This window comes from Siccibacter colletis, assembly GCF_000696575.1.
Lineage (GTDB): Bacteria > Pseudomonadota > Gammaproteobacteria > Enterobacterales > Enterobacteriaceae > Siccibacter > Siccibacter colletis.
Genome location: NZ_JMSQ01000003.1, coordinates 117,875 through 141,477 on the forward strand (window position 1 = coordinate 117,875; position 23,603 = coordinate 141,477).

Consider the following 23,603-nt stretch of genomic DNA (forward strand, 5'->3'; position numbering starts at 1 on the left):
TCCCGGCATGCCGGGATTATTATTTTGTCACCACTCACGCCAGCAGCTTACGCAGCGTCTGGCGCTGCTTGTCGTTAATGTCGAGCGGATGCTGGTAGCCGATGTTCTCCACTGCGCGGGTGTAGAGCGCGACCAGCCAGTCGTAGACAAACTGCGTGGCGGCATGTACCGGCTGTTCACCCAGCTTCGTCAGACGCGTGTGCTGCTGCGGTGCCGGTGCGAAGATGGTTGCCCCCGGCGTGACGCGGCTGGCCGGACGGACATCCACGGCAACAGCGTCATAGCCAAGCCAGGTGATGAAGTCACCGAGCAGCGCCTGGACTCGCGCTGCGGTGTGCGCCGGATCTTCGAGCGCGGCCGCCAGATCGAGGCGGTAGCTGGTGACTACCAGAATATCACCCAGCTGTTGCAGCGTGTCACTGCTGATACCAAAGTGGGTTGCCACCTCCGCGCGTCGCGTCCAGTGGCGCACATGATTGACCCAGGCTTTGTGAAACGCGTTGCCGTGGGCAGCGGTTAGCATCGCGCTGTCACCCTGCGGCTGCGGGGCAGCAAACAGATCGACGCTGAGATCGAACGGCGTGCGCGGCGCGGCGGTGATCGGCGGGGCTTCAGTCTGCGGCAGCTGTTGCACCAGGCCTGCCGGAAGCAGCCCCTCCAGCAGTTCGCCGTGACGTGGCGCGATACGCTGCAGGCTGCGCACCGTCTGCTCGGCGCTGGCTTTCGCCGCCTCGCTGTCGTGTTGTCCGTCGTTGCTGAAGCGGCTGAAGGTGCGCCCCAGCTCCTGGCTGAGCGCAGCGCGCAGTCCGGCAAGCCGTCCGGCGTGATGAGTGGCGTCCAGCGCCTGGCTCAGCCACTCGGTCAGGCGTTGCAGGTTGCGGCCATCGAGCGCCTGCAATGTACCCCAGCGCTGACCGGGTTTACCCAGCAGCCGCTGGATCGCCTCATCAAGATGTTCCCCGTCGCTGAACCGGCTATCGTGTGGCGTAATGGCCCACACCAGCCCCGGCAGGGCATCTTCTTTGGCGGGCTGGGTCGTGTCTACCCAGTGCGACAGCTGGCGGGCCAGGGTCGGGATGGCGCTGCGCGACGGCGCGGCATTACAGATCAGCAGCACATCGGGCTGCAGGCGCTGCCGGTACCACTCCAGCAGGAAGCGGCGTTTGGTCAGGGACATATCCGCGCCGTCAATGGCGCAGAAACCCGGGATGTCTATGACGTCCACCTCATCCAGCGCCTGCTGCGGCACCGGCAGCACCAGTTCAGCGCACAGACGGTTCAGCACGCTGAGTGCAAGATTTACCGCCGGACCCGGTTCGCCGTTCTCAACCGGACGCACCAGTACGTCAGCGCTATCGTCTTCGCGCAGCTCGCCTTCGGTGAGAAAACCGTCCACCGGCAGTGAGAAATTGTCGATCAGCAGGCTCTGCGGGGCGTGTACTTCCTCTGCATGACCGAGACGCTGCAGGGCATCAGCCAGCTCCAGCCAGTGCTGCGTCAGCTCGCGCTGCTCTCCCCAGAACAGCGACCACGCCTGAGCGCGCCCCGCGAGGTCGAGGGTCGGGATCAGCTGCGCCAGCTGCTGCCAGTGCGCCTCGTCAACCGCCTGTGCTTTCGCTGCTACCTGCTGCTGCCAGTGACGGGCAACTTGCATGACCTCATCGGCGCGACTGCCGGGCAGGGTCTGCGGCTGGCTCATGTCGCGCAGGCGTTGCAGATGCAGTTCAACCGCCGCCCGCTCCGGCGGGCGCGCGCCCGGCTGGGCGTGGTAATGCAGGATTAGCAACTGGACCAGATCCGCTTCGCTGAACAGACGCAGCGTCAGCGGATAGCCGTCGGTAAAGCCCGGCTTACGCGCTACGAAACGCAGGGCCATCGACAGCGGACTGTGGCCGGGGTTGATCTGGTTGAGATAGTCCACCGGTTTATCACCGAGGTTTACCACCAGGCGGCCATCGGCGCTGCCAACCAGGGTACGCAGCAGGTGCGCTTTACCAGCGTGAGAGTGACCATACAGGCCCAGCGTTGCCGGGCGCTGTTGTGCGCCTGCGATAGCGCGATAGCGCGCGCTGGCGTGGTTCAGGTGCGCCAGCAGGGCATCAGCTTCGTCATCCAGCAGCGGTGAGGTGGTGCGGGCGGTGTGTACCCATGTGGTCAGGGCATCAAGCTTCGTCTGCTCAGGGGTGACAATACTCATTTCAGATACACGCTCCCGCTGTCGATCCAGTAGTGGCTACGGCTGCTGCGGCGGCCGGCCAGAGTGTTCAGTTTAAACGTCAGTTGTTCGGCAGGCACGCGGGTACCGTCCTGAAGCCAGGCGTCGGCGAGCACAAACGACACCGGCCCCTGGGTTTTGCTGCCGCCCGCCAGCTGCAGGCGGACATTCAGTACGCCGTCACCGGCGATGGTTTTTGCCAGCTCCGGAGCGTTAATCGACAGGCTGTACAGCGGTGTAGCGGGCCAGCGCGCGTTGTCCAGCTGACGGAATCCGAGGGTCACGCTGCCGCGCAGCGGGAACTGAATGCGCGCATCGAGCTTCTCGCCGGGTTTGTCGAGGTCGATATCGCGATACCAGATATTTTCATCGCGCAGGGTATTGCTGGTGTCGTCCAGCACCCCGAGGTAGCGCACGGTGGAGTAGGCCCCGATATCGGCCGCCTTAAAGTTGAAGCGCGGCAGACGCAGATCGAGCGCCAGGCTGCACAGCATTGCCCCGACCGCTGCGGTGGATTTCGGGTTGCCGACGCGGCCATGCGTGCTGAAGGGATACCACTCATGCACAGAATAGTTATCCAGCCAGACAATGCGGCTGACCGGCACCGGCTGCAGATGGCGCACCAGCGCCTGCACGCCCGGCAGACAGCCCGGACGGCCGGTCACCAGCAGCACGTCGCAGCGGTAGTGGGAGATCACTTCGCACAGGGCGTGCAGCGGGGCGCTGAGGCTGAAATGCCCCTCCAGCATCGCGTCGCTTAATTCGCGGAAGTTAACCTGCAGCGGTACGGCGAGAATGTCGAAGGCGGCAGCATCGGCGGGCAGCGCATGCTGGATCGCCTGCTCCAGGTAGTGGATCACGTTGCGCGTAGGCTTCTGGGTCAGCAGGTCGCCGGTCAGGGCGTGCAGGCCCGCCAGCGGATCGGCCGGGTCGCTCTGCTCCCAGCCCGCGAGAATGGCGTGACCAATGGGCATCAGCAGCTGCAGCGTGGTCTGCTGGCGCAAAATTGCCTGGGTGTCCATGCGCCCGGAATCGCCAAACAGGGATGCCATCAGGGTCGGCGCATCGCCAACCCCCGCTTTCTGCAGCGCGTCCTGCAACGCCGGTAGCACGCAGCGCTGGATCACATCCAGCAGAATATCGTCTCCGGCGACCTTGAAGCCTTCACGGAACAGCAGCGACGGGGTGATCTTCACATTGCTGCCGCTGCCGTCATCGAGGCGGTAGTGGGTGATAGCCATGTCGGTGGTGCCGCCGCCGATATCCAGCGAGGCAATACGCAGTTCGCGGCCGGGAGCCGTGGTATTTTCCGGGGCGCGATCGGGGCGGGCAAGGGCGGCGAAGAACTGTTCGGTCTGGCCGTGATAATGCACCATCGCTTCGTTATAGAGCCACACCAACTGGCCGCAGCTGGCTTCATCCCACTCCATCTGCACGGCAGGCGCCGGAACGCTGCTCTGCCCGCGCGACCAGTCATCCGAGAAATCGTCATCCTGCGGATGCCAACCGTTGGCTTTCCAGACCAGGGCGATCGCTTCCTGCATGCGGCGGCGGAAAATCTCGCGCTCCTCTTTCGGCATCGCCGACGGCAGGGTGAGGATCAGGGTGCGCAGCTGACGCGGTGAAGCCGGGAAGCCCATACGCAGGCGATTGCCGACGCTGTTGATCTGGCACAGCGCCTGAGAGAGCAGTTCGCACAGCATGTGCGTCATCAGCGAGCTGCGGCTGTACTGCGGAGAGAACACCGGCAGACGCTCGTCCAGCGGCAGGTTATACAGCGGCTGACCGTCGTCGTTCATCAGGTTCATCAGCGGGAATGCGGTAGCCAGCGGCTCGTGCGCGGTTTTCACATTCAGCTGGCTGAAGCGCCACCCCTGGCTGGCCGGGGTTTCATCCCACAGATAGCGACGCGGGCTGGAGAGGCCGCTGTAGCCTTCGGTGCCGGGGCGCTGCATCGCCAGCTTGCGCGCTTCGTCACCGACGCGAACGATGGAGGGCCAGACAAAGGCGTCATCGCGGCCGCTCTCGACCGAGAAGTGCTGTTTGCCGAAGCGCGCCTCGGCGAACTCCAGACGACTGGTGAACATCGGCTCGTTGAGGAACTGCGGCTCGCTCAGGGAACGCACCTGCAGCTCCATCGTCTGGCGCAGCCCGTCGTTGGCCTCGCCGTGATCTTCAATAATCACGCCGCAGGTATGGGTATTGCCGACGTCAAGGATCAGGTCAACCGGCACTGGCGGGGTGTTCAGGGTGGCGTTTACCAGCTTCACTTCCGGAATGGAAATCTGCTCGCCGAGCAGGCCCATCAGGTTCAGCCAGTGCGCCTGGTACTCAAAGCCTTTCAGCGCCTGGGTGATGTCGCGCTCGTGGCGCTCCTCTTCCTGGGTGGCGAACTGGGTGAAGGCTTCTCGCAGCCAGCCATCAACCCAGGTCTGGTCGAGAAAATCACCGACCTCGTCGTCGCGCCAGGCCAGGGTAAAGCGGGTGCCGTTGCGCACGTCGTTTTGCGACGGGGCCAGCAGCGCGGCGTGGTCAGCTTCGACCAGACGCGTATCCAGCGCCAGGGTGACGCGGTGGGTATTCCCCGCCTGATCCGGCTGCGGCAGCTTGCGGATCTGCACCCGCGCCCAGTTGTCCGGGCCTTCCACAAAGGTGCGCGGCGGGTTGAAGCGCAGGAATGGCACCGGTAGCCAGACGCCATTCAGCAGCGCGAGCGAGTGCTCCAGCGCCACTTTACTTTCCGGCTTCACCACCTCGGCTGCACCGCCGCGTGGGGCGGGCAGGGTGTATTTTCCGGCGCTGATGTCGTAATCGAGGCGCAGCAGCGGGCCGTTGGCGGTTTTACGCACGAAGCGCCCGGCGTGGGGCTGCTCCAGCGGCGTTAAGCCAAAATCAAGAAACTGCACCCCGCTGTTTTCAATCAGGGTTACGCTCTGTTTGTAATCGCACAGGTTTGCCAGCATAGGATCAGGCACTCACTTTTCTGAATGTCACAGGGACCACGGTTTTCTCGTCGTACTGACCGGTGCACTGCGCGGCGTTGTTCTCGGTGGCTTTGCAGGCGATCTCCGGCACGTTATAGCGTGCCCCGTCGCTGCAGCGCGCCGCACCGCGGGTTTTTATCATCAGGGTGCCATCGCTGTGCAGCCCGGAGAATACCTCCGCTTTGCAGGTCACTTTGCCGCGCAGGGTAACGGTGGTCTGGCCCTTGTTCTTATTGATCTGATAGCGCAGCGCCGGCACTTTGCCGCTCACCGGGTCGCGGAAATCAACCTCAACGCGCCAGTTGCCGTTGAGGAAGGTGGTGGAGCCGATGCGCACCTGCTCTGCATCCATCACCAGCGCATCCTTCGGCGGCGGCTCAATCACCACCGGCGCAGGAGGCGGTTCCGGGGCAGGCGGCGGGGTAAACTGGGCTTCGCGCAGCGGCAGGCTGGCGGTAAGTGCCGGAACCGCCTGCACCGGCGCAGGTGCAATGGCTACAGGCTGAACCGGCGCGGGGGCAGCAACAGTCACTGCCGGGGCCGCTGGCTTCATGGCAATCCATACCGCCGGCACGGCAACGGCCGCGACTACCACGGCAGCCACCGGCAGCGCCCACAGCGGCACCTGCTTTTTACGCGCCGCGGGGGCGGGCTGCGGTTCCGGCTGCGGCGTTTGCACGGCGCTCTGCGGCGCGGCGGTGACCGGGTTAACCGGATACGGGGTATAGACCAGCGGCTCGGCCGTGGAGGCCAACGCTGCGGGCTGGGCAACCGGGGCTGGCGCAGGCGGCGGAGTCAGCAGCGGCGCATCCGGCTCGCTGAGGGTCACCGTGACCGGCTCCGGAACAAGCTCTTCCTCCGGCGTGGTATCTATTTCCGGCTCCGGCGGCTCTGCGATCGCCAGGCAGGCCAGCACGTCGTCGGCTATGCTCTCATTGAGATTTACGAAGCCCCAGAAGGTGATCACCGCGCGATCGTCCACCAGGTAAACGTGGTTGCTGCCGGGGAACTGCAGCGCTTTTGCCAGCAGCGCGCCGAAACGCACCTGCGGCGCTTTGTCAGACTGCATGCAGCGCTTGCTCAGGGCCAGCGCGCCAGCAATGGTTTTTTCCAGGCTTTTCAGCGCCCGCTCGCGGGTATCGCTGTCGGCGGCAGCCCAGCCGCGTACGCTGCCGGGGAAGGGGGCATACCAGTCAACCCGGTCGCCATCATCGTTAATCTGGGGGATCGCCAGGCAGTCGATCAGCGCCTGCTGTTTGCGAAGACGCAGCGTTTCGCGAATCTGTAGCGCCGAGTCGAAGACCGACTGGCCGTTTTCGCCCACTGCCTGATAGTCATCCAGCGAGCCGCTGCGTAAGAGAATTTTTGCCACGTTTACTTCCTGCCGTTGTGCCACTTTCACGCATCTACTGTATCGACCCGGCGCACAAGTAAACGGCGGAAGAAGTACAAAAAAGGCCGAATTCTCCCGCTATTGAAATCCAGGAATTTTCTTGACCTTTATAAAAACGCCTTAACCGAAATTACCCGCTGACTCAGCAGCACCGTGATTGCTGAGGAAATAAACAAATCCGGCCAAAAATGAATAACATGAGAGGATTTGGTTATTTGCGCCTGCCCGACGGCTATGCTGAGATCGGCCCCGACAATAATTCAGGACAACAGGATGCTTTCCATGTCTGCAAAAAAAACGCTTCTCAGCGTGCTGTTAAGTACGCTTTTACCGGCAAGTGCTGCGCTCGCCGCGGCAAACGATACGCTTATTTACTGCTCGGAAGCCTCTCCCGAGTCGTTCAACCCGCAGATTGCCAGCTCCGGCCCGTCTTTCGTGGCCAGCTCGCAGGTGTTGTATAACCGCTTAATTAATTTCGACCCGGTGAAAAATACCCCGGTGCCGTCGCTGGCGACTAAATGGGATATCTCCCCGGACGGTAAAACCTATACCTTTACCCTGCGCCAGGGCGTGAAGTTCAACAGCAACAAATTCTTCAAGCCGACCCGCGACTTTAATGCCGATGACGTTATTTTCTCGGTGATGCGTCAGAAAGACCCTAAACACCCGTATCACAACGTGTCGGGCGGTCAGTATGAATATTTCCACGATGTCGGACTGGATACGCTGATTACCGACGTGAAGAAGATTGACGATTACCACGTCCAGTTCGTGCTGAGCGAGCCGAATGCCGCCTTCCTCGCCGACTGGGGCATGGATTTCGCCTCGATGTTGTCGGCGGAATACGCCGAGGCGATGCAGAAGAAGGGCACCCCGGAGTACGTTGATACCTGGCCCATCGGCACCGGGCCTTACGCGCTGCAGCAGTACAAAGTGGATTCGCTGATCCGCTATATCGCTAACCCCAACTACTGGGACGGCGAGGTGCCGACGAAACACCTGATCTTCTCCATCACGCCAAACGTCCAGACGCGGCTGGCGAAACTGCAGACCAACGAGTGCCAGATTATTCCCGCCCCGGCCCCGGTCCAGTTTGCTGAGATCAAGAAGAATAGCGATCTGACGCTGCACAGCGTGGACGCGCTGAACGTCGGCTATCTGGCATTTAACACCGCCAAAAAACCGCTTGATAACGTACTGGTGCGCCAGGCGCTGAACTATGCGGTGGATAAAGAGGCGATCATCAACGCGGTGTTTATGGGTTCCGGCAGCGTGGCAAAATCGCCGCTGCCGCCCAAAATGCTAGGCTACGACGCGAAGCTAAAGGACTACGGCTACGATCCGGAAAAAGCCAAAGCGCTGCTGAAACAGGCCGGGCTGGAGAAAGGCTTTACCACCGATATCTGGTCGATGCCGGTGCAGCGCCCGTATAACCCGAACTCGCGCCGCATCGCCGAGATGATCCAGAGCGACTGGGCGAAGGTGGGCGTGAACGCTAAAATCATCAGCTACGAGTGGGGCGAATACCTTTCCGGTATGCGCAAGGGCGAGCACACCACTGCGCTGTTTGGCTGGATGTCGGACAACGGCGACCCGGACAACTTCGCTGACGTGCTGCTCGGCTGTGACAGCGTAAAAAGCGGCTCCAACGCCGCCCGGTGGTGCGATAAGAGCTATGATGACCTGGTGAAGAAAGCGCGCCTCGTCAGCGCTCCGGCGGAACGTGAGAAGCTGTATCAGCAGGCCCAGGAGATCTTCTATCAGCAGGCACCCTGGCTGACCCTTGCTAACGGGAAAACTTTCTACGCTACCCGCAGCAACGTGACCGGCTACAGCGTCAGTCTGATGGGCAGCGATTTCTCCAAAGCGAAGCTCAACTGATAACGGGCGTCACGGCGCAGGCCGTGACGCTTATTCAACCGAGGAGGCACTATGGCACATCTGGATGACATCATTGCACGCGTGGACGCGACCATTGCCGCAGGCGTCATTGCGCCGATGAACGAGCTGTTGATTGCGTTAAGCGATGACGCGGCGTTAAGCCGGGAGGAGCGTTATGAGCAGCAGCAGCGCCTGCGGGTGGCGATTGCCCATCACGGGCGACATCACCGGGAAGAGGCGGAACACAAGGCAGAGGCCCGCCGCGAGCATCTCACCAGCGGCGGCACCATTCTTTAGCGTCAGAACTGGCGTCGGGCGACCAGCCAGGCGCCAATCACCAGCAGCACCGCGCCGCACAGCGGCCCCACCAGCGCTCGCCAGGCTACGCCGTGGCTTCGGATCACATCCAGTACCAGGCCGCCGATAAGCTGGCTTGCCACCAGTACTGCAATGGTCGTCGCCGCACCGACGTGCTGATAGCCATTGATACTGGCGAAAACAAAAAATGACCCCAGCAGGCCGGGGATTAACGTCCACCACTTCACCGATGACGCCAGCTCATTCACCCCGGCGACGCCATTCTTAATCAGCAGGATTGAGATAAACAGCACGATGCCCACCAGCGAGTTGAGCAGCATGGCAATTAAAATGGTGGAAGAGGTCTGGGTAATGCGCACCATCAGCGTGTTCTGGATCACCAGCCCCATTCCGGCGCAGATGAGAAACAGCAGGCTGAGCGACTGATTCATCCGATGGCGTCCGGTTCGCTGCGCGTATCAAGCTGAAGCTGCATAAAGGTCAGGTCAAGCCAGCGTCCAAACTTGGTGCCCACCTGCGGCATCTGAGCGCTAATCACAAAGCCGAGCGACTGGTGCAGGGTGATGGAGGCGACGTTTTGCGCCTCGATCCCGGCCACCATCACGTGTTTACCGATGGCGCGCGCCTCGTCAATCAGCTGCACCATCAGCGCGCGGCCAATGCCTTTTCCCTGATGATCCGGATGCACGTAGACCGAATGCTCAACCGTGTGGCGAAAGCCGTCGAACGCGCGCCAGTCGCCGAATGACGCATAGCCCGTCACCTCACCGTTATCGTCCATCACCAGCACCGGATACCCGGCATTGCGGCGCGCCGCAAGCCACTCGACGCGGTTATGGGCATCAACAGTTTTATCATTCCAGATTGCAGCAGTATGCACGACGGCATGGTTGTAGATGGTGGCGATAGTCGGGCAGTCCTGCTCGGTGGCATGGCGGATAATCATCGGTAAACCTCAGGGAGAATACTGTTTTCGATACCCGATAATACGCCCGCGCAACGGCGTACTGTCAATTTTTTTAACAAAAGAAAGTGCATGATTTTGCACTAATAACTGCATAAGCCGCAGAGTGCCAAACCGGGGGCGGCGAAGGCGTCTAGTATTAACAGACGATGTAAAAAAGAGGAGACACTGATGAAACAGCAACAAAACCGCCGCTGGCTACTGGCCTCCCGTCCACATGGCGCACCGACGCCGGAAAACTTCCGCCTCGATACCACCGAGGTGCCGACGCCTGCCAATGGCGAAGTGCTGCTGCGCACGGTGTTTTTATCGCTCGACCCCTATATGCGCGGGCGCATGAGCGATGAGCCGTCGTACTCCGCGCCGGTGGAGCTGGGCGATGTTATGGTGGGCGGTACCGTCAGCCGGGTCGAAACCTCAAAGCTGGACGGCTTTGAAGAGGGCGACTGGGTGCTGGGCTACAGTGGCTGGCAGGACTATGCGCTGTCGGACGGCACCGGCCTGACCAACCTCGGTAAAAAACCGCATCGTCCATCCTGGACGCTGGGCGTGCTGGGGATGCCGGGCTTTACCGCCTACATGGGCCTGCTGGATATCGGCCAGCCGAAAGAGGGCGAAACCCTGGTGGTGGCCGCCGCGACCGGCCCGGTGGGTGCCACGGTGGGCCAGATCGGTAAGATCAAAGGCTGTCGCGTGGTCGGGATCGCCGGGGGCATCGAAAAATGCCGTCACGCGATTGAAACTCTGGGCTTTGACGTCTGCATCGATCACCGGGCGGACGATTTCGAACAGCAGCTGAAGCAGGCCTGTCCGCAGGGTATCGACGTCTATTACGAGAACGTCGGCGGGAAGGTGTTCGATGCGGTACTCCCGCTGCTCAACACGGCCGCCCGCGTGCCGATCTGCGGCCTGGTGGCCGGTTACAACAGTACCGAACTGCCGGCCGGGCCGGACCGCCTGCCGCTGCTGATGGGCACCATGCTGAAAAAACGTCTGCGCATGCAGGGGTTCATCATTAATCAGGATTACGGCCACCGCTTCGACGAGTTCTTCTCTGAGATGTCGCGCTGGGTGGAAGAGGGCAAAATCCACTACCGCGAGCAGATGGTTGACGCGCTGGAAAACGCCCCGGAAACCCTGATTGGTCTGCTGGAAGGGAAAAACTTCGGCAAAGTGGTGATTCGCGTCGCCGACGACGCATAATCCCTGCGGGCGGCGGTGCGCCGTCGCCCGTTCAAAATGGTATAACCCATCATAAAATCGACTGAATAACGTCTTGTTCCCGTCGCCCGCAGCCGATATGCTCGAAAATCGGTTGCAAACGGGAAACGCCAGTGAATTCAGACACCTCTTTACTCCAGGTTAGCGGACTAACCCTTGCCACCGCAGGCGGTAAGCCGCTGGTGCACGGCATCGATTTTCACGTCGAGCGCGGCGAGATCGTGGCGCTGGTCGGCGAATCCGGCTCCGGCAAAACCCTCAGCGCACTCTCGGTGCTCGGCCTGCTTCCCGAAGGCGTTCAGCACGTCGGCGGCAGCGTGACCTTTAACGGCGAGCGGGTGGCTGCACCAGAGCAGAAATATCGCGCCGGGATTCGCGGCAGTCAGATCGCGATGATTTTTCAGGAGCCGATGAGCAGCATGAACCCGGTGCTGACCGTAGGCGAGCAGATCGCCGAAGTGCTGGTGCGGCATCAGGGACTCTCCTGGAAAGCGGCGCAGCAGCAGGCGGTGGCGCTGCTGGATAAGGTCGGGATTGTCGATCCGTCTCGCCGGGCAAAACAGTATATACACCAGCTCTCCGGCGGCATGCGCCAGCGCGTGATGATCGCCAGCGCCATCAGCTGTAAACCGGCGCTGCTGATTGCCGATGAGCCAACCACCGCGCTGGATGTCACCATTCAGGCACAGATCCTGGCGCTGTTGCAGTCCCTGCAGCAGGAGATGCAGATGGGCGTGCTGTTCATCACCCACGATCTCAGCGTGGTGGCGCGCTATGCCGATCGCGCCTGCGTGATGAACGGCGGGCAGATCGTTGAAGCCGGGGCGGTGGCCCCACTGTTATCCGCGCCCTCACACCCCTATACGCAAAAATTGATTGCTGCCTCCACGGCGGCAAACCATCGCCGGGTGGTGCCGGTTAGCGACGCGCCGCTGATCTCCCTGACCAACGTGACGCGCAGCTACACCCAGCCGCACAAGTGGCCATTTTTCCCGCCGCATCGCCAGGCGGTGCTGCAACCCACGACGCTCAACATTGGCCGCGGCGAGATCGTCGGGCTTATCGGGGAGTCCGGTTCAGGCAAAACCACGCTGGGGCGCACCGCGATTGGCCTGATCCCGGCAGACAGCGGTGAGATCCTGTTCGATGGTATCAACCTCGCCGGAGCCAGCCGTCAGCAGCAACAGCAGATGCGCCGCCGGGCGCAGATTATCTTCCAGGACCCTTTTGCCAGCCTCGATCCGAAAATGACCGTCGGAGAGCAGATCGCCGAGCCGCTGCGGGTGCACAAGCTGCGTCCGGCGGCGGAGATCCCGACACGCATCAACGAGCTGCTGACGCTGGTGGGGCTGGCTCCGGAGCACGCGGCGCGGCTGCCGTCGGCGTTTTCGGGCGGACAGCGCCAGCGTATCGCGATTGCCCGCGCGCTGGCGCTGGAGCCAGAGCTGCTGGTGGCGGATGAAGCGGTGTCGGCGCTGGATCTGTCAGTGCGCGGGCAGGTGCTGGCGCTGCTGGCGGATCTGCGCGATAAGCTGGGCCTGACGGTGCTGTTTATCAGCCACGATCTCAGCGCTGTGCGTCAGGTCTGCGACCGGGTGATGGTGATGTATCGCGGTGCGATCGTGGAAAGCGGAGAGACGTTGCAGGTGCTGGAGACGCCGGCCCACAGCTATACCCGTGAACTGCTGAAAAGCGCCCCGGATATTGCCGAAGCGCTGCGCTTACGTCAGGGGTGAAGCCAGCGGGCGCGTGGCACCCGGCATTAACCGGGCATCAGGGCGCTGTTGGCAGTTCGTGGTGTTCGGCCCATTCGTGCCATGAGCCGACATACACCGCCAGGTCACGAAAGCCGGCGTATTTCAGCGCGGCGTACACCGTTGCGGCGCGCGCGCCACGATGGCAAAAGCTGATAATGCGCTGGTCAGGTGAAAATCCCGCGTCACGGGCGAGGGCGCGGATCTCCGCCGCCGGGCGAAACTTCCCGTCTTCAATCACCTCCTCCCAGAACAGCAATTTTGCCCCCGGAATACGCCCGGCACGGGCGCAGCAGTCGTGGGCGAAGCTGCCGTCGTGCTCGGTGGGACGGCGCGCATCGAGGATCACCGTATTTACCCCGTCCGCTGCCAGCACCTCTTCCCGACTGGCGACCCGCTCGCGGTGGAAACCCGCAGCTTTATCCGCTCCGGGTTGGGGAGCAAGCAGCGTATGCCCGCCGCTGCCGGGCGTCAGCTCGCCACCGGCGTCGCGCCAGGCGCGCAGACCGCCGTTCAGGATCAGTGCATCCTCCCGCCCGGTCAGCCAGTGAAACCAGGCACCACGCGGGGCACGCATACCGGTTTCCTCTTCAAACCACACCGGCGTATGCCCCTCAGTGCCGAGCGACAGCCAGGCCTGCTGAAACGCACCGGCCATCGCGGCGATCTCCTGCTCGCTGGAGTCAGGAATGAAATAGTCGTAAACGTTAAACGCGCTGGCATCCGGCAGCGTTGCCGCACGCCATGCTTCGCTGTCACGCGCATCCAGCAGGGTAAAACGTTCGCCTGCCGCGAGTCGCGCCCGCAGCTCGGCGGCTTCAATCAGCATCCACAGCTCCTTGTTCAGCGCTGGCCCCAAAGGGGAGCAGCGTGCCGACGTGCTGTGCTTCGGCTCGCTCCAGCACCCTGGAGGCCAGCGCAATATCAAATATGTTGAGACCAAAGGAATTAAAATAAACCCGCGCCTCAGCCGGGGGGCGCCAGCCATCGATAATCAAATGGGTCAGATCGGCGCTTACCGCTTCCGGGGCGAAGCCGCCGCTGCGAAACAGCTGAAACAGGCTCTTGGCACTGACGTGGCAGAAGTCACCCCAGGCATCCACCACCACGCGATCGGCCAGCTCCAGGGTGGCGAACGCGGCTTCGTGATAGCCGATCTGCATCACCAGCGTCCCCGGACGGAAAAACGCCGGGGTAATCCAGGGCTCGGCTGCGCTGGTGCAGGTCAGCAGCGCGTCATACGGCAGCGTGCTGGCCTCATCAAGGGTAGCGACCGGCGTGACCGGGAACGGCAGCGGGTCGATGTCGGCCAGCAGCGCTGTGAGGTTGTCCGGCGTGCGGTTCCAGCACCAGAGCTGTTTCAGATCGGGGAAGTGAACCCGCAGCATTTCCAGATGCGCGCGCGCCTGCACGCCCGCACCCGCCAGCAGCACCCGCGTCACCGGACGCGGCGCGGCGGTGCGTAGCACCAGGGCAGACACCGCGGCGGTGCGAACGGCGGTTAAACCGCTGCTCTCCACCAGGCCGACCGGCAGGCCGTTATCCGCCCGGTTGATCAGCGTCATCGCCATCGCCTGGGGCAGATCGTCCCCGATATCCGGGCGGTGCGCCGTCCACTTCACCCCGGTGGCGTTAAAGCGCCCGCCGAGCCGGGCGGGCAGGGCATATACCTTGCCGCGCGGGGTATCGAGATCGACATGGGTTTCCGCGGGCATGACGGCTGCGCCCTCACGCATCAGACGCACCGCGTCCGTCACGTCCTGCAACGCCAGCCGCGGGTCCAGCCCGCCCAGGGTCGCCACCTGATGATGGTTGAGATAACGCAGCTGTGGCATATCAGTGCTCCAGAATCTGCCTGGCGAAGGGATAAAGCGCCGGGGAGCCGCCGCAGTGAACGAAAATCACCTCGCTGCCCGGAGCGATGCGCTGCTGCTGCGCCAGGGAAATCAGGCCGTGCATCGCTTTACCCGTGTACACCGGGTCGAGCAGGACGCCCTCGGCCTGCGCCGCGCGGTAGATCGCCTCGATCCCGCCTTCAGAAGGAATGCCGTAGGCCTGGCCGACGTACTCTTCCTCAATCCAGATGTCCTCCGGCGACCAGCGTTGCGGCCACTGCAGCAGGTCCGCACACTCCTGAGCCATGCGCGAAATGCGCTCCTGGAACCACGGTGCTTTGGCGCTGACGCTGATGCCGACGATACGCGTGTTCGGCCAGTAGCGGCGCGCGCCGACATACAGCCCGGCCAGCGTGCCGCCTGAGCCGGTAGGGGCGACAATCACATCCGGGTCCGGCAGGCCCAGCGCTTTACGCTGCGCATCCATCTCTTCCACGGCGCGGACATAGCCCAGCGCCCCCAGCGGGGTTGCACCGCCTAACGGGATAATCATCGCTTTTTCGCCGCGCGCCCTGGCGTTATCGGCATGCGCCTGCATCGCCCCGTCAATCAGGGTGAAGTAGTCGTCCGGGTCAAGAAACTCCAGCTCGGCCCCAAACAGGCGATCGAGCAGCAGGTTACCCTGATAGTGCTCTGGCGGGTTGCCGCGCAGCACCAGTACCGGACGCATACTGAATTTACGCGCGGCGGCCGCCACCATGCGGGCGTGGTTGGACTGATGCCCGCCGGTGGTGATCACCACTTCCACGCCGTTGCGGCACGCTTCCGCCATCAGATATTCCAGCTTGCGCACCTTGTTGCCGCCGCCGCCGAAGCCGCTGTAGTCATCGCGCTTGATCTGCAAACTGATCCCCAGCTCTTTGCTCAGCCCCGGCAGGGTTTCAAGCGGTGTCGGGAAAAATCCCAGTGCTACACGTTCAAAATCATCAACGTTTTTCATTTTATCTTCCCGTTACTGATGGGTTTCCCGGATGAGGCACAGGCCGGATGTCCGGCAGTTAAAAAGCCAGTAGCCAGTCGCTGAGCGACTGCTGAAAACGCTGCAGTCCCTGCAACGTGACGAATTCATTCACGCCGTGCGCGTTGCCGCCGTAGCCGAGGCCGCCAATCAAAAAAGCGGGGGCAATGGGGGCAAAGGCATAGGCAGGGGCGCAGCCGGGCGCCCACGGCCAGATTTGCGGGCGAGCCTGCTGTTGGTGATAGCTGTTCATCAGCTCCATCACCCCGATATCGTCGATACTGAAGCGGTGACCCGGATAGCTGTCGTCAAGCACCAACTGAGCGCCGGCGAGCGCCGGATCGGCAAGCTGAGCTTTGATGCGTTCCAGCAGGGCATCTTTATCGATCCCCGGCGGGGTGCGCAGCGCGAGTTCGGCGCAGGCCAGCGGCGGTATAATGCCGCGGCCGCCCTGGGGTGAGGTATAGATGTCGGGAATGGTCAGCACCGCGCTGCCCAGTAGGTGGGCTAACGCGTTCCAGGGGTCGGTATCAATAGTGAGCCGTTCGCTGCGACGCATGATCAGCTCATCGCGGATGCTGAACTGCGCGGCCAGCTCGTCGAGAATATCGGCGGCTTCGCCGGTGACCGGTTCGGTGTGCAGCACGCCATTGGCGTGTGCCGGGGCGATGGCGTTGAGCGCTTCGACCATGCGCCAGGCCGGGTTGGCGATCCATGCCGCGTTACTGGCATGAATGGCGGCACGGGGGCCGCCCCAGCTGCCGCCTTCAACCTTCAGCCGTCCTGTGGTCATGCCGGTAAAGCCCAGGTAGAGTCGCGGTGCGCCGCCACCGTATTCGCACAGCGACGGGAACAGCACCGCCTCTGCCGGCGCGATGGGGCACGGCTGTTGGCTGAGGTAGCGCCGCAGGTTGCCGCTGCCGATCTCCTCTTCGCCTTCGAGAATGATTTCAATATTGGTGTGCAGGCGTTCGGTGAGCCACAGATCGCGCACCGTCATCAGCATCCCGGCCAGCGGGCCTTTGTTGTTCTCGGCCCCGCGGGCGATATAAACGTCGCCCTTGTCATCCCAGTGACGAATCCCACCCTCAAACGGCGGTACGTCCCAGCCCTCATCGCTGGCGGGCATCACGTCGTACATGTTGTACAGCACCACGGTGGTGGGGGCATTAATGTCGATGCGCACATGGACCAGCGGCGGGCCGTGTTCGTCCGGCTGGTCGGCCACAGGCAGCACCACCTCAGCCTCAACTTCGTCAATCAGCCAGTTTTCCAGCCAGGCGGCAAGCTGCCGCTGGGCGTCCCGTTGCCCCGCCACGCTGCGAAACGGGGTCAGTTGTTCAAGCAGGTCGAGGGTTGCAGCCAGCGTGTGATGCGGCAGCCCGGTCATAAGCGGATCCTTGGGTTTAACACGACGTAAAGCAGGTCAATCACCAGATTGACCACCACAAATACCACAGCGGCGAGCAGGACGATGGCCTGCACCAGCGGGAAATCCCGGTTCTGAATCGCCTGCACCGCCAGACGCCCGATACCGGGCCAGGCGAAGATAATCTCGGTCACCAGCGCGCCGCCGAGCAGCGAGGCGAAATACATGCCCTGTACGGTGACCACCGGGATCAGGGCGTTGCGCAGCCCGTGGCGGATCAGAATGCGCCAGGCGCTCAGCCCTTTCGCCTGGGCGGTGCGGATGTAGTCCTGATGCAGAACGTCAATCAGGCTGGCGCGCACCAGACGAGCGATAGCGCTCATGTAGTAGGCACCCAGGCTGACTGCGGGCATGATGAGATGGGTGAGATCGCCATAGCCGCTGGAGGGCAGCAGGCGCAGTTGCAGGCTGAAGAACAGGATCATCAACAGGCCAAGCCAGAATACCGGAATAGCCTGGCCGCTGAAGGCCAGCAGGCGGGCGATAAGATCCCAGACGCTGTTGCGCCATACCGCGCTCACCAGACCGAGCAGCAGGCCGGCTGCGGTACTCCAGCCGAGGGCGGTGACGGCAAGCAGCACCGTGGCCGGGACGCGTTCCCCGATCAGGGTGGTGACCGGCTGGTCATAGCGCAGGGACTGGCCCATATCGCCCTGCAGCAGGTTGCCAAGATACTGGCCGTACTGCCAGAGCAGCGGCTGGTCAAACCCCATGCTGTGACGAAACTGGTCGATCTCCTGCTGGCTTGCGCCGGGTGGCATCATGATGGCCGCCGGATCGCCGGTTAAGTGCAGGCTGAAGAAAATCAGCAGCGAGACGCCAAACAGCACCAGCACCGACTGACCGAGGCGGGAGAGTAAATAACGCGCCATATCAGTCGAGCCTCGTGTGGGTTTTGCGCAGCAGATGGTCGCCGAGCAGGTTGCAGCCGATCACCAGCATGGCGATCACCACGCCCGGCCAGAACACCAGCCACTGGGCCAGCAGCATGTAGGAGCGGCCTTCGCCAATCAGATTGCCGAGCGTCGGTGTCGGGGGCTGAATGCCCATGCCGAGAAAGCCGATCGAGGCTTCCAGCACGATAAGGCGCGGAATATCGAGAGTGAGCAGCACCACCAGCGGCGTCGCCAGGTTTGGCAACACGTGGCGCAGCAGAATACGCGGTGTGGAGAAGCCCATCGCTTTTACCGCGTCGATGTACTCCAGCTCGCGGATCTCAAGGGTTTTGGCGCGCGCCACGCGGGCGTAAATCGCCCAGCTGGTCACGCCCATGATGACAATAATGTTGGTCAGGGTGGTGCCAAACAGCGCCATCACCAGCAGGATCAGCAGAATAAACGGCACCGCGAGCTGAATGTCCATCAGGCGCATGATCAGGGCATCAACCCAGCCGCCAAGATAGCCGGCCAGCATGCCGAGCAGCGTGCCGATAACCGCAGCAATCGCCGCCGCGACCAGCACCACAAACAGCGACAGGCGCGCGCCGGAAAGAATACGCGCCAGCAGATCGCGACCCAGCTGATCGGTGCCGAGCCAGTGTCCTTCACTGCCGGGTGGCTGGAACATGGCAACCAGATTGTTGGTCAACGGGTCGGGTAACGGTAACCAGGGCGCCAGCAGCGCCCCGATAATGACTACCGCGATCAGGACTCCACCGACCACACCGTCGCCATGGAAGCGGCGACGGGCAGGGCGCGAACGTTTACGGCCAGTAAAAATCATTTCACCCTCAGGTCGAACAGCGGGATACGGGCATCGGCACGACCGGTAAAGGTGACGTTGTCACCGTGAGCGTACAGGGCGTCTTCCTGATACAGCGGGATCAGCGGCTGCTCTTTCTCCACCCACTGCTGGATCTGCTTCAGCAGTTCGCCGCGCTTCGCGGCATCGACGGTGGAGCGGCTTTCGTTGAGCAGTTTATCCAGCTCTGGATTGCTGACGGTGGAGTACGGCTCGCCGGAGCGCAGGATGGGGTAGAGCGCCGCGTCGGCATCCAGCGTCTGGGTGGAGCCCCAGGCCAGCATGTACATCGCGGCCTGTTTACCGGACGCTACCTGCTGGGTGTAGACCGACCACTCCGGTACTTCCAGCTGCGCTTTCACGCCGATGGCCGCCAGATCCTGCACGATAGCCTGGGCCACTTCGGCGCTGGCAATGTAGCGACGCGGCGCCTGGAACTTGAGGGTAAAGCCGTCGGCATAACCGGCTTCTTTCAGCAGCGCTTTGGCTTCGGCAATATTTTGTTTCGGCGCGGCGACGTTCAGGTAACCGAAGTCTGCCGGGCGCGCCATGGTGCCGGTCGGCGTACCAAAGCCGTGCAGCAGATTGCTGGTATAAGCGTCACGGTTAAGGGCCAGCGACAGCGCTTTACGCACGCGGGCGTCGTTGAGCGGCTTCTGATCGTTCTTCAGACCCAGGTAGATGGTCAGCCCGCCGCCTTTCACCTGCTCCAGCTTCACGCCGGGTTTGTTCTTCAGCGCCGGGACCAGATCCGCCGGAACGCCATCAACCAGTTGCACTTCCCCGGTGAGTAGCGCCGTAATGCGCCCGGTGGCTTCTGGAATCGGACGCCAGGTCACGGTATCAATCGCGGGTTTGCCGCGCCAGTAATCGCCGTTGGCCTGCATCACCACGCGTTCATCCGGCACAAATTCTTTGACGGTATAGGCCCCACTTCCCACAGGTTTTCGTGCAAATTCTGCGGCACCGACTTTACTTACATAGGCAGGCGGAACGATATAGGCCGGATAGCGGCTCATGCGCGTTGGCAGCAGTGGGTCGGGGCCATCGGTATGGATCTGGATCTGGTACTCGCCGGTCGCCTCAACGGATTTGATGGTGCGAATGTAGGAGATGGTCGGCGCCTTGTTTGCCGGATCGAGGATGCGGTCTAAAGAGAACTTCACCGCGGCGGCGTTAACGGGCTCGCCGTTGGTGAATTTAACCCCCTGGCGCAGATCAAACTGCCAGGTGGTGTCGTTAATGGCTTTCCATGATGTGGCGAGGCCAGGTTTCAGCGCCATCGAGGCATCGCGCATCACCATAGTGTCAAATACGTTGTCCACCAGGGTCGCGGCTTCTTTCAGAAAGCCGGGGTCCATAGCGGTTGCAGAAGCGGGCTGGGCGATGGTGATTTCACTCGCCTGCGCGTACCCGGTGAGAAGTCCTGTCGCTAATGCCAGAGATGCGAGTTTAAAGACGGAACGTTTCATGACAATCTGTACCTGTTATGTGTTGTCTCATGATAAGACGTTAATTAAGAATATTTTTTTCTTCCTTTGAGGCAGGTCACTGTGAGCCGTCTGTTAATACATGATATATCCTGTTACCCACAGTTATCGCAGTCCAGTAAATAAACTGCAAATACAAAGTAGATTTTTTGCGATAGGAAATAAACATGCTTGATATGGAAAAAGCGCAACGAATGAGTTTAACAATGCAGGTTGAGGTGCGTTTAAAGAACGCGCTTATCATGGGATCGCTTAAACCAGGTGCGCGTCTGGTGACAAAGGAGATTGCCGATCAGTTGGGTACCAGCATTACACCGGTGCGCGAGGCGCTGCTGCGGCTCGTCTCCTCCGGGGCGCTGGATGCCACGCCCGCACAGGCGTTTCTGGTGCCTGAGCTGACGCTTGAACGCTTCAATGAGATCACGGTTATCCGTAAAAATCTTGAATCTCAGGCGGTTGAAGTGGCCACCCAGCGCTGCACGCCGGAGCAGCTGGCAGGGCTGCGCCAGCGGTTTGAACTGTTCCGCGCCGCAAAAATCTCCGGTAGCGTGGAAGAGGCGCTGCAGGCCAACCGCGCCTTTCGTTTCGAACTCTATGCCTGCGCCGACATGCCAACGCTGATGGGGTTAATTGAACAGATGTGGATCCGAATTGGTCCAAGTTTTAATTATCTCTATCCGCAATCAAATGAGATGATCCACGGACATCATAATTATGAAGACCTGCTTGATGCACTGGAACGTAAAGACGCGGCGACCAGTATCAGGGCTATTCATAAATCAATTGATGACGGTGCGTTAATACTTATTCGCCAGCACTTCAGCGCAGAGTAATTAGCTATTTTTTAGCTAACCACTGCTGAAAGGTTTATTTCCCATCCGGCCTCTCTCGCGTTTTACTGGTGCCACATCACAACGCGCATCAGAGCAGGAGAGAGGCGATGAAAATAGCATCTGGACGAACACTGGCACGGCTACGCACCAGGATTGTGCGCCGCTGTCTGGCCTTACTGCGGCCCGGAAATTCCAGCAACGGCGATCGCGTGCTGGAGTCGTTTCTTCCCACCGGACACCTGTATGGCATCGACTATGGCAATATTGATCCTGCGTGGTATCGCGCAAAATAACCGCAGGCGGCGCGCAACGCGGCTCCAGTTCTGGAATGAGTTGTGCGCGTGTGCATGATGGCCTTTATCCCGACGGCTTCTGAAGAGGCTTTCGGGTAAAGGCCATTTTTTTGATCTTTCCCACAACCTCAGCAGATAACTACCGCTGGCTATAAACAAACCACCCGGACAACCGATAACCAGATCGGGATGCTTTTTTATCCCACATAACAATCATAATGACTCTGGGGGTACGGGATGAGTGGTCTGTTGGCCCGCTTACGAAACGTAAGGATTGCGAAAAAGCTGTCGGTAGGGTTTGGTCTGGTGCTGTTACTGGTTGCCATTGCCACCGTGCTGAGCATGGCGCGCTTTAAAGAAATCCGGGATATCTATCAAAAAACCAATTTAATCTACAACATCAACATTGAGGTGTTTCAGGCAAAAATAAACCGGCTTAAATACTTCTACGGTGACGATAAAGCCGGCGATATCATGGCCCGTTACGTCACCCACGCCTCAGACCTGACCGATGAAGCAAAAGCGCTCTCCTGGTCTGCGCGCGAAGCCGCCATTCTCAACGACCTCTCCGGTCATCTGAACAGCTTCCAGACCAGCACCGGCGCGATGAAAGCCGCCACCGATAAGCTGAACGGGATCCGCACTGACATTGATGCGCTAGCAGCCCAGGACGACACGGCACGCTTCAGCGCCCTGATCCGCACCCCGATAATGGACAGTGAGCTTGCGTATCAGCTTTACGAGCTGCTGTTCGCCATCGGCAACGTGCGCGACTACGCCTTTGCTCTGCGCTACAGCGTCAGCGATGCCGCACAGCAGGCGCTGGACGAACGTTACCGCGCAACGGCGTCACGCTATGAGGCGCTGAACAGCCAGCTTCCGCCTGAGCTGCAAACCCCGCTGCAGGGGCTGTGGAACGACACCACCCGGATACGGACGCTGAGCAACGACTATTTTGCCGCATTCACCGCGCTCAAAGGCGCGGAGGATCAGGTAAAAGTCGCCGGTGACAAGAGCAGTGCTTCGTTAAAAGCGATCATTGGCCTGGTGAAAACCTATAACGATGAGCTGGCCTACGGCTCGGCCAACATCACGCTGATTATCGGGGCAATCGCGATTCTTATCGGCATTCTGGTGTCGGTGTACATCACGCGTCAGATCACCCGTCCGGTGTTGCATAACCTGGCGCTGGCAGAGCGCATCGCCAGCGGCGATCTCAGTTCACGCATTGAGGTCGATCGCGATGACGAGCTGGGTAAACTCACCGCCGCGATGAGCAAAATGAACGACCGCCTGCGCGGCATGATCGGTGACGTGCGCACCAGCGTTTCCAGCGTGTCCCGCGCGGCGACCACTATCGCTACCGGCAACAGCGATTTGTCATCGCGCACCGAACAGCAGGCGGCGGCGGTTGTGCAGACCGCAGCGAGTATGGAACAGCTTACCGCTACGGTGAAAAACAACGCCGATAACGCGCGTCACGCCAGCAAGATCTCGGCGGAAGCGTCCAGCACCGCCAGTGAAGGCGGTGTGGTGGTGCGTGATGTGGTGCGAACCATGGGCGATATCTCTGCCAGCTCGAAGAAAATTGCCGACATCACGGCGGTGATCAACAGCATTGCGTTCCAGACCAACATTCTGGCGCTCAACGCTGCGGTGGAAGCGGCGCGCGCCGGTGAGCAGGGCCGCGGCTTTGCTGTGGTCGCCAGCGAAGTGCGCAGCCTGTCCCAGCGCAGTTCTCAGGCCGCGAAGGATATCGAACAGCTGATCAGCGAATCGGTGTCGCGCATCCAGACCGGTAGCGATCTGGTGGCGCGCGCCGGGGAAACGATGGAACAGGTGGTGAGTGCGGTGACGCGTGTTAACGACATCATGGATGAGATCTCGTCTGCCTCCGAAGAGCAGAGCCGCGGCATCGAGCAGATTGCCCGTGCGGTGGGTGAACTCGACACCACTACGCAACAAAACGCCTCGCTGGTAATGGCATCGTCATCGTCCGCTACCTCGCTGGAGGAGCAGGCCAGCCTGCTGGAACGTCTGGTGGCGAATTTCCATCTCGATGATAAGCCGCAAACCACCTCGCGCCAGCTGGCCGAACGCGCGCCGGCTAAGCCTGCCGTCACCACACGCCAGGCCACCGACGAGGCGAGCTGGACCACGTTCTGATTACCTTTCACCCTGCGGCCCTGCGTTAAACCGGGGCCGCGCTCCGCTTTCTTTCCCGCCCTGTACTAC

Annotated in this window: 19 protein-coding genes; 7 read left to right on the forward strand and 12 right to left on the reverse strand. The window is 61.4% G+C overall.

The window, feature by feature from the left end:
- Nucleotides 1-34: 34 nt before the first annotated feature.
- The 3 genes from ET34_RS0103120 to ET34_RS0103130 are packed head-to-tail and all read right to left on the reverse strand — an operon-like array spanning nucleotide 35 to nucleotide 6,571.
- Nucleotides 35-2,197, reverse strand: a complete 2,163-nt coding sequence (locus ET34_RS0103120) for a virulence factor SrfC family protein (RefSeq protein WP_051640448.1) — start codon at nucleotides 2,195-2,197, stop codon at nucleotides 35-37.
- On the reverse strand, nucleotides 2,194-5,178 hold the full coding sequence (locus ET34_RS0103125) for a virulence factor SrfB (RefSeq protein WP_031519386.1): 2,985 nt from the start codon (nucleotides 5,176-5,178) through the stop codon (nucleotides 2,194-2,196). Before ET34_RS0103125 ends, ET34_RS0103120 begins: the two co-directional genes overlap by 4 nt.
- Before the next feature lie 4 nt (nucleotides 5,179-5,182).
- Nucleotides 5,183-6,571 (reverse strand): SrfA family protein, encoded by a 1,389-nt coding sequence (locus ET34_RS0103130; protein WP_031519388.1) that lies wholly within the window; start codon nucleotides 6,569-6,571, stop codon nucleotides 5,183-5,185.
- 303 nt (nucleotides 6,572-6,874) lie between these two features.
- Here ET34_RS0103130 and ET34_RS0103135 point away from each other — a divergent pair, with 303 nt between their 5' ends.
- Nucleotides 6,875-8,473 carry an ABC transporter substrate-binding protein gene (locus ET34_RS0103135; RefSeq protein WP_031519389.1) on the forward strand — a complete coding sequence of 533 codons (1,599 nt, stop codon included), beginning with the start codon at nucleotides 6,875-6,877 and terminating at the stop codon, nucleotides 8,471-8,473.
- A 51-nt stretch (nucleotides 8,474-8,524) separates the two neighbouring features.
- The gene (locus ET34_RS0103140; RefSeq protein WP_031519391.1) at nucleotides 8,525-8,770 is read left to right on the forward strand and encodes a DUF2526 family protein; all 246 of its coding nucleotides are present in this window, start codon (nucleotides 8,525-8,527) and stop codon (nucleotides 8,768-8,770) included.
- A gap of 2 nt (nucleotides 8,771-8,772) precedes the next feature.
- Here the strand turns inward: ET34_RS0103140 and ET34_RS0103145 are convergent, their stop codons facing one another.
- Both ET34_RS0103145 and ET34_RS0103150 read right to left on the reverse strand, forming a co-directional pair.
- The gene (locus ET34_RS0103145; protein ID WP_031519392.1) at nucleotides 8,773-9,222 is read right to left on the reverse strand and encodes a DMT family transporter; all 450 of its coding nucleotides are present in this window, start codon (nucleotides 9,220-9,222) and stop codon (nucleotides 8,773-8,775) included.
- A complete protein-coding gene (locus ET34_RS0103150; protein WP_031519394.1) occupies nucleotides 9,219-9,737 on the reverse strand; it encodes a GNAT family N-acetyltransferase in 519 nt (172 codons plus the stop codon). The genes ET34_RS0103145 and ET34_RS0103150 overlap by 4 nt, the downstream gene beginning before the upstream one ends.
- A gap of 189 nt (nucleotides 9,738-9,926) precedes the next feature.
- Between ET34_RS0103150 and ET34_RS0103155 the strand changes: the two genes are divergently transcribed.
- Both ET34_RS0103155 and ET34_RS0103160 read left to right on the forward strand, forming a co-directional pair.
- On the forward strand, nucleotides 9,927-10,958 hold the full coding sequence (locus ET34_RS0103155; protein WP_031519395.1) for an NADP-dependent oxidoreductase: 1,032 nt from the start codon (nucleotides 9,927-9,929) through the stop codon (nucleotides 10,956-10,958).
- A gap of 131 nt (nucleotides 10,959-11,089) precedes the next feature.
- Complete coding sequence (locus ET34_RS0103160; protein WP_051640449.1) at nucleotides 11,090-12,712, forward strand: dipeptide ABC transporter ATP-binding protein; 1,623 nt, start codon at nucleotides 11,090-11,092, stop codon at nucleotides 12,710-12,712.
- Nucleotides 12,713-12,749: 37 nt separating this feature from the next.
- Here ET34_RS0103160 and ET34_RS0103165 read toward each other — a convergent pair whose 3' ends face one another.
- From ET34_RS0103165 to ET34_RS0103195, 7 genes are read right to left on the reverse strand one after another with little or no spacing between them, the layout of a single operon-like run.
- On the reverse strand, nucleotides 12,750-13,559 hold the full coding sequence (locus ET34_RS0103165) for a sulfurtransferase (protein ID WP_031519398.1): 810 nt from the start codon (nucleotides 13,557-13,559) through the stop codon (nucleotides 12,750-12,752).
- Nucleotides 13,549-14,556: an ornithine cyclodeaminase gene (locus tag ET34_RS0103170; RefSeq protein ID WP_031519400.1), complete on the reverse strand. Its 1,008-nt coding sequence runs from the start codon at nucleotides 14,554-14,556 to the stop codon at nucleotides 13,549-13,551. The genes ET34_RS0103165 and ET34_RS0103170 overlap by 11 nt, the downstream gene beginning before the upstream one ends.
- A gap of 10 nt (nucleotides 14,557-14,566) precedes the next feature.
- Nucleotides 14,567-15,565: a 1-aminocyclopropane-1-carboxylate deaminase/D-cysteine desulfhydrase gene (locus tag ET34_RS0103175; RefSeq protein ID WP_031519401.1), complete on the reverse strand. Its 999-nt coding sequence runs from the start codon at nucleotides 15,563-15,565 to the stop codon at nucleotides 14,567-14,569.
- A gap of 58 nt (nucleotides 15,566-15,623) precedes the next feature.
- Complete coding sequence (locus ET34_RS0103180) at nucleotides 15,624-16,973, reverse strand: M20 family metallopeptidase (protein WP_031519402.1); 1,350 nt, start codon at nucleotides 16,971-16,973, stop codon at nucleotides 15,624-15,626.
- A complete protein-coding gene (locus ET34_RS0103185; protein WP_031519403.1) occupies nucleotides 16,970-17,884 on the reverse strand; it encodes an ABC transporter permease in 915 nt (304 codons plus the stop codon). Before ET34_RS0103185 ends, ET34_RS0103180 begins: the two co-directional genes overlap by 4 nt.
- A gap of 1 nt (nucleotide 17,885) precedes the next feature.
- A complete protein-coding gene (locus tag ET34_RS0103190; protein ID WP_031519404.1) occupies nucleotides 17,886-18,734 on the reverse strand; it encodes an ABC transporter permease in 849 nt (282 codons plus the stop codon).
- Complete coding sequence (locus ET34_RS0103195) at nucleotides 18,731-20,224, reverse strand: ABC transporter substrate-binding protein (RefSeq protein ID WP_031519405.1); 1,494 nt, start codon at nucleotides 20,222-20,224, stop codon at nucleotides 18,731-18,733. The genes ET34_RS0103190 and ET34_RS0103195 overlap by 4 nt, the downstream gene beginning before the upstream one ends.
- A 185-nt stretch (nucleotides 20,225-20,409) precedes the next feature.
- Between ET34_RS0103195 and ET34_RS0103200 the strand changes: the two genes are divergently transcribed.
- The 3 genes from ET34_RS0103200 to ET34_RS0103210 all read left to right on the forward strand — a co-directional run bounded on the left by ET34_RS0103200 (nucleotide 20,410) and on the right by ET34_RS0103210 (nucleotide 23,534).
- Nucleotides 20,410-21,075 (forward strand): GntR family transcriptional regulator, encoded by a 666-nt coding sequence (locus ET34_RS0103200; RefSeq protein WP_031519407.1) that lies wholly within the window; start codon nucleotides 20,410-20,412, stop codon nucleotides 21,073-21,075.
- Between the two features lie 107 nt (nucleotides 21,076-21,182).
- Nucleotides 21,183-21,368, forward strand: a complete 186-nt coding sequence (locus ET34_RS22430; protein WP_152548339.1) for a hypothetical protein — start codon at nucleotides 21,183-21,185, stop codon at nucleotides 21,366-21,368.
- A 237-nt stretch (nucleotides 21,369-21,605) separates the two neighbouring features.
- Nucleotides 21,606-23,534, forward strand: a complete 1,929-nt coding sequence (locus ET34_RS0103210) for a methyl-accepting chemotaxis protein (RefSeq protein WP_031519408.1) — start codon at nucleotides 21,606-21,608, stop codon at nucleotides 23,532-23,534.
- Nucleotides 23,535-23,603 lie beyond the last annotated feature (69 nt).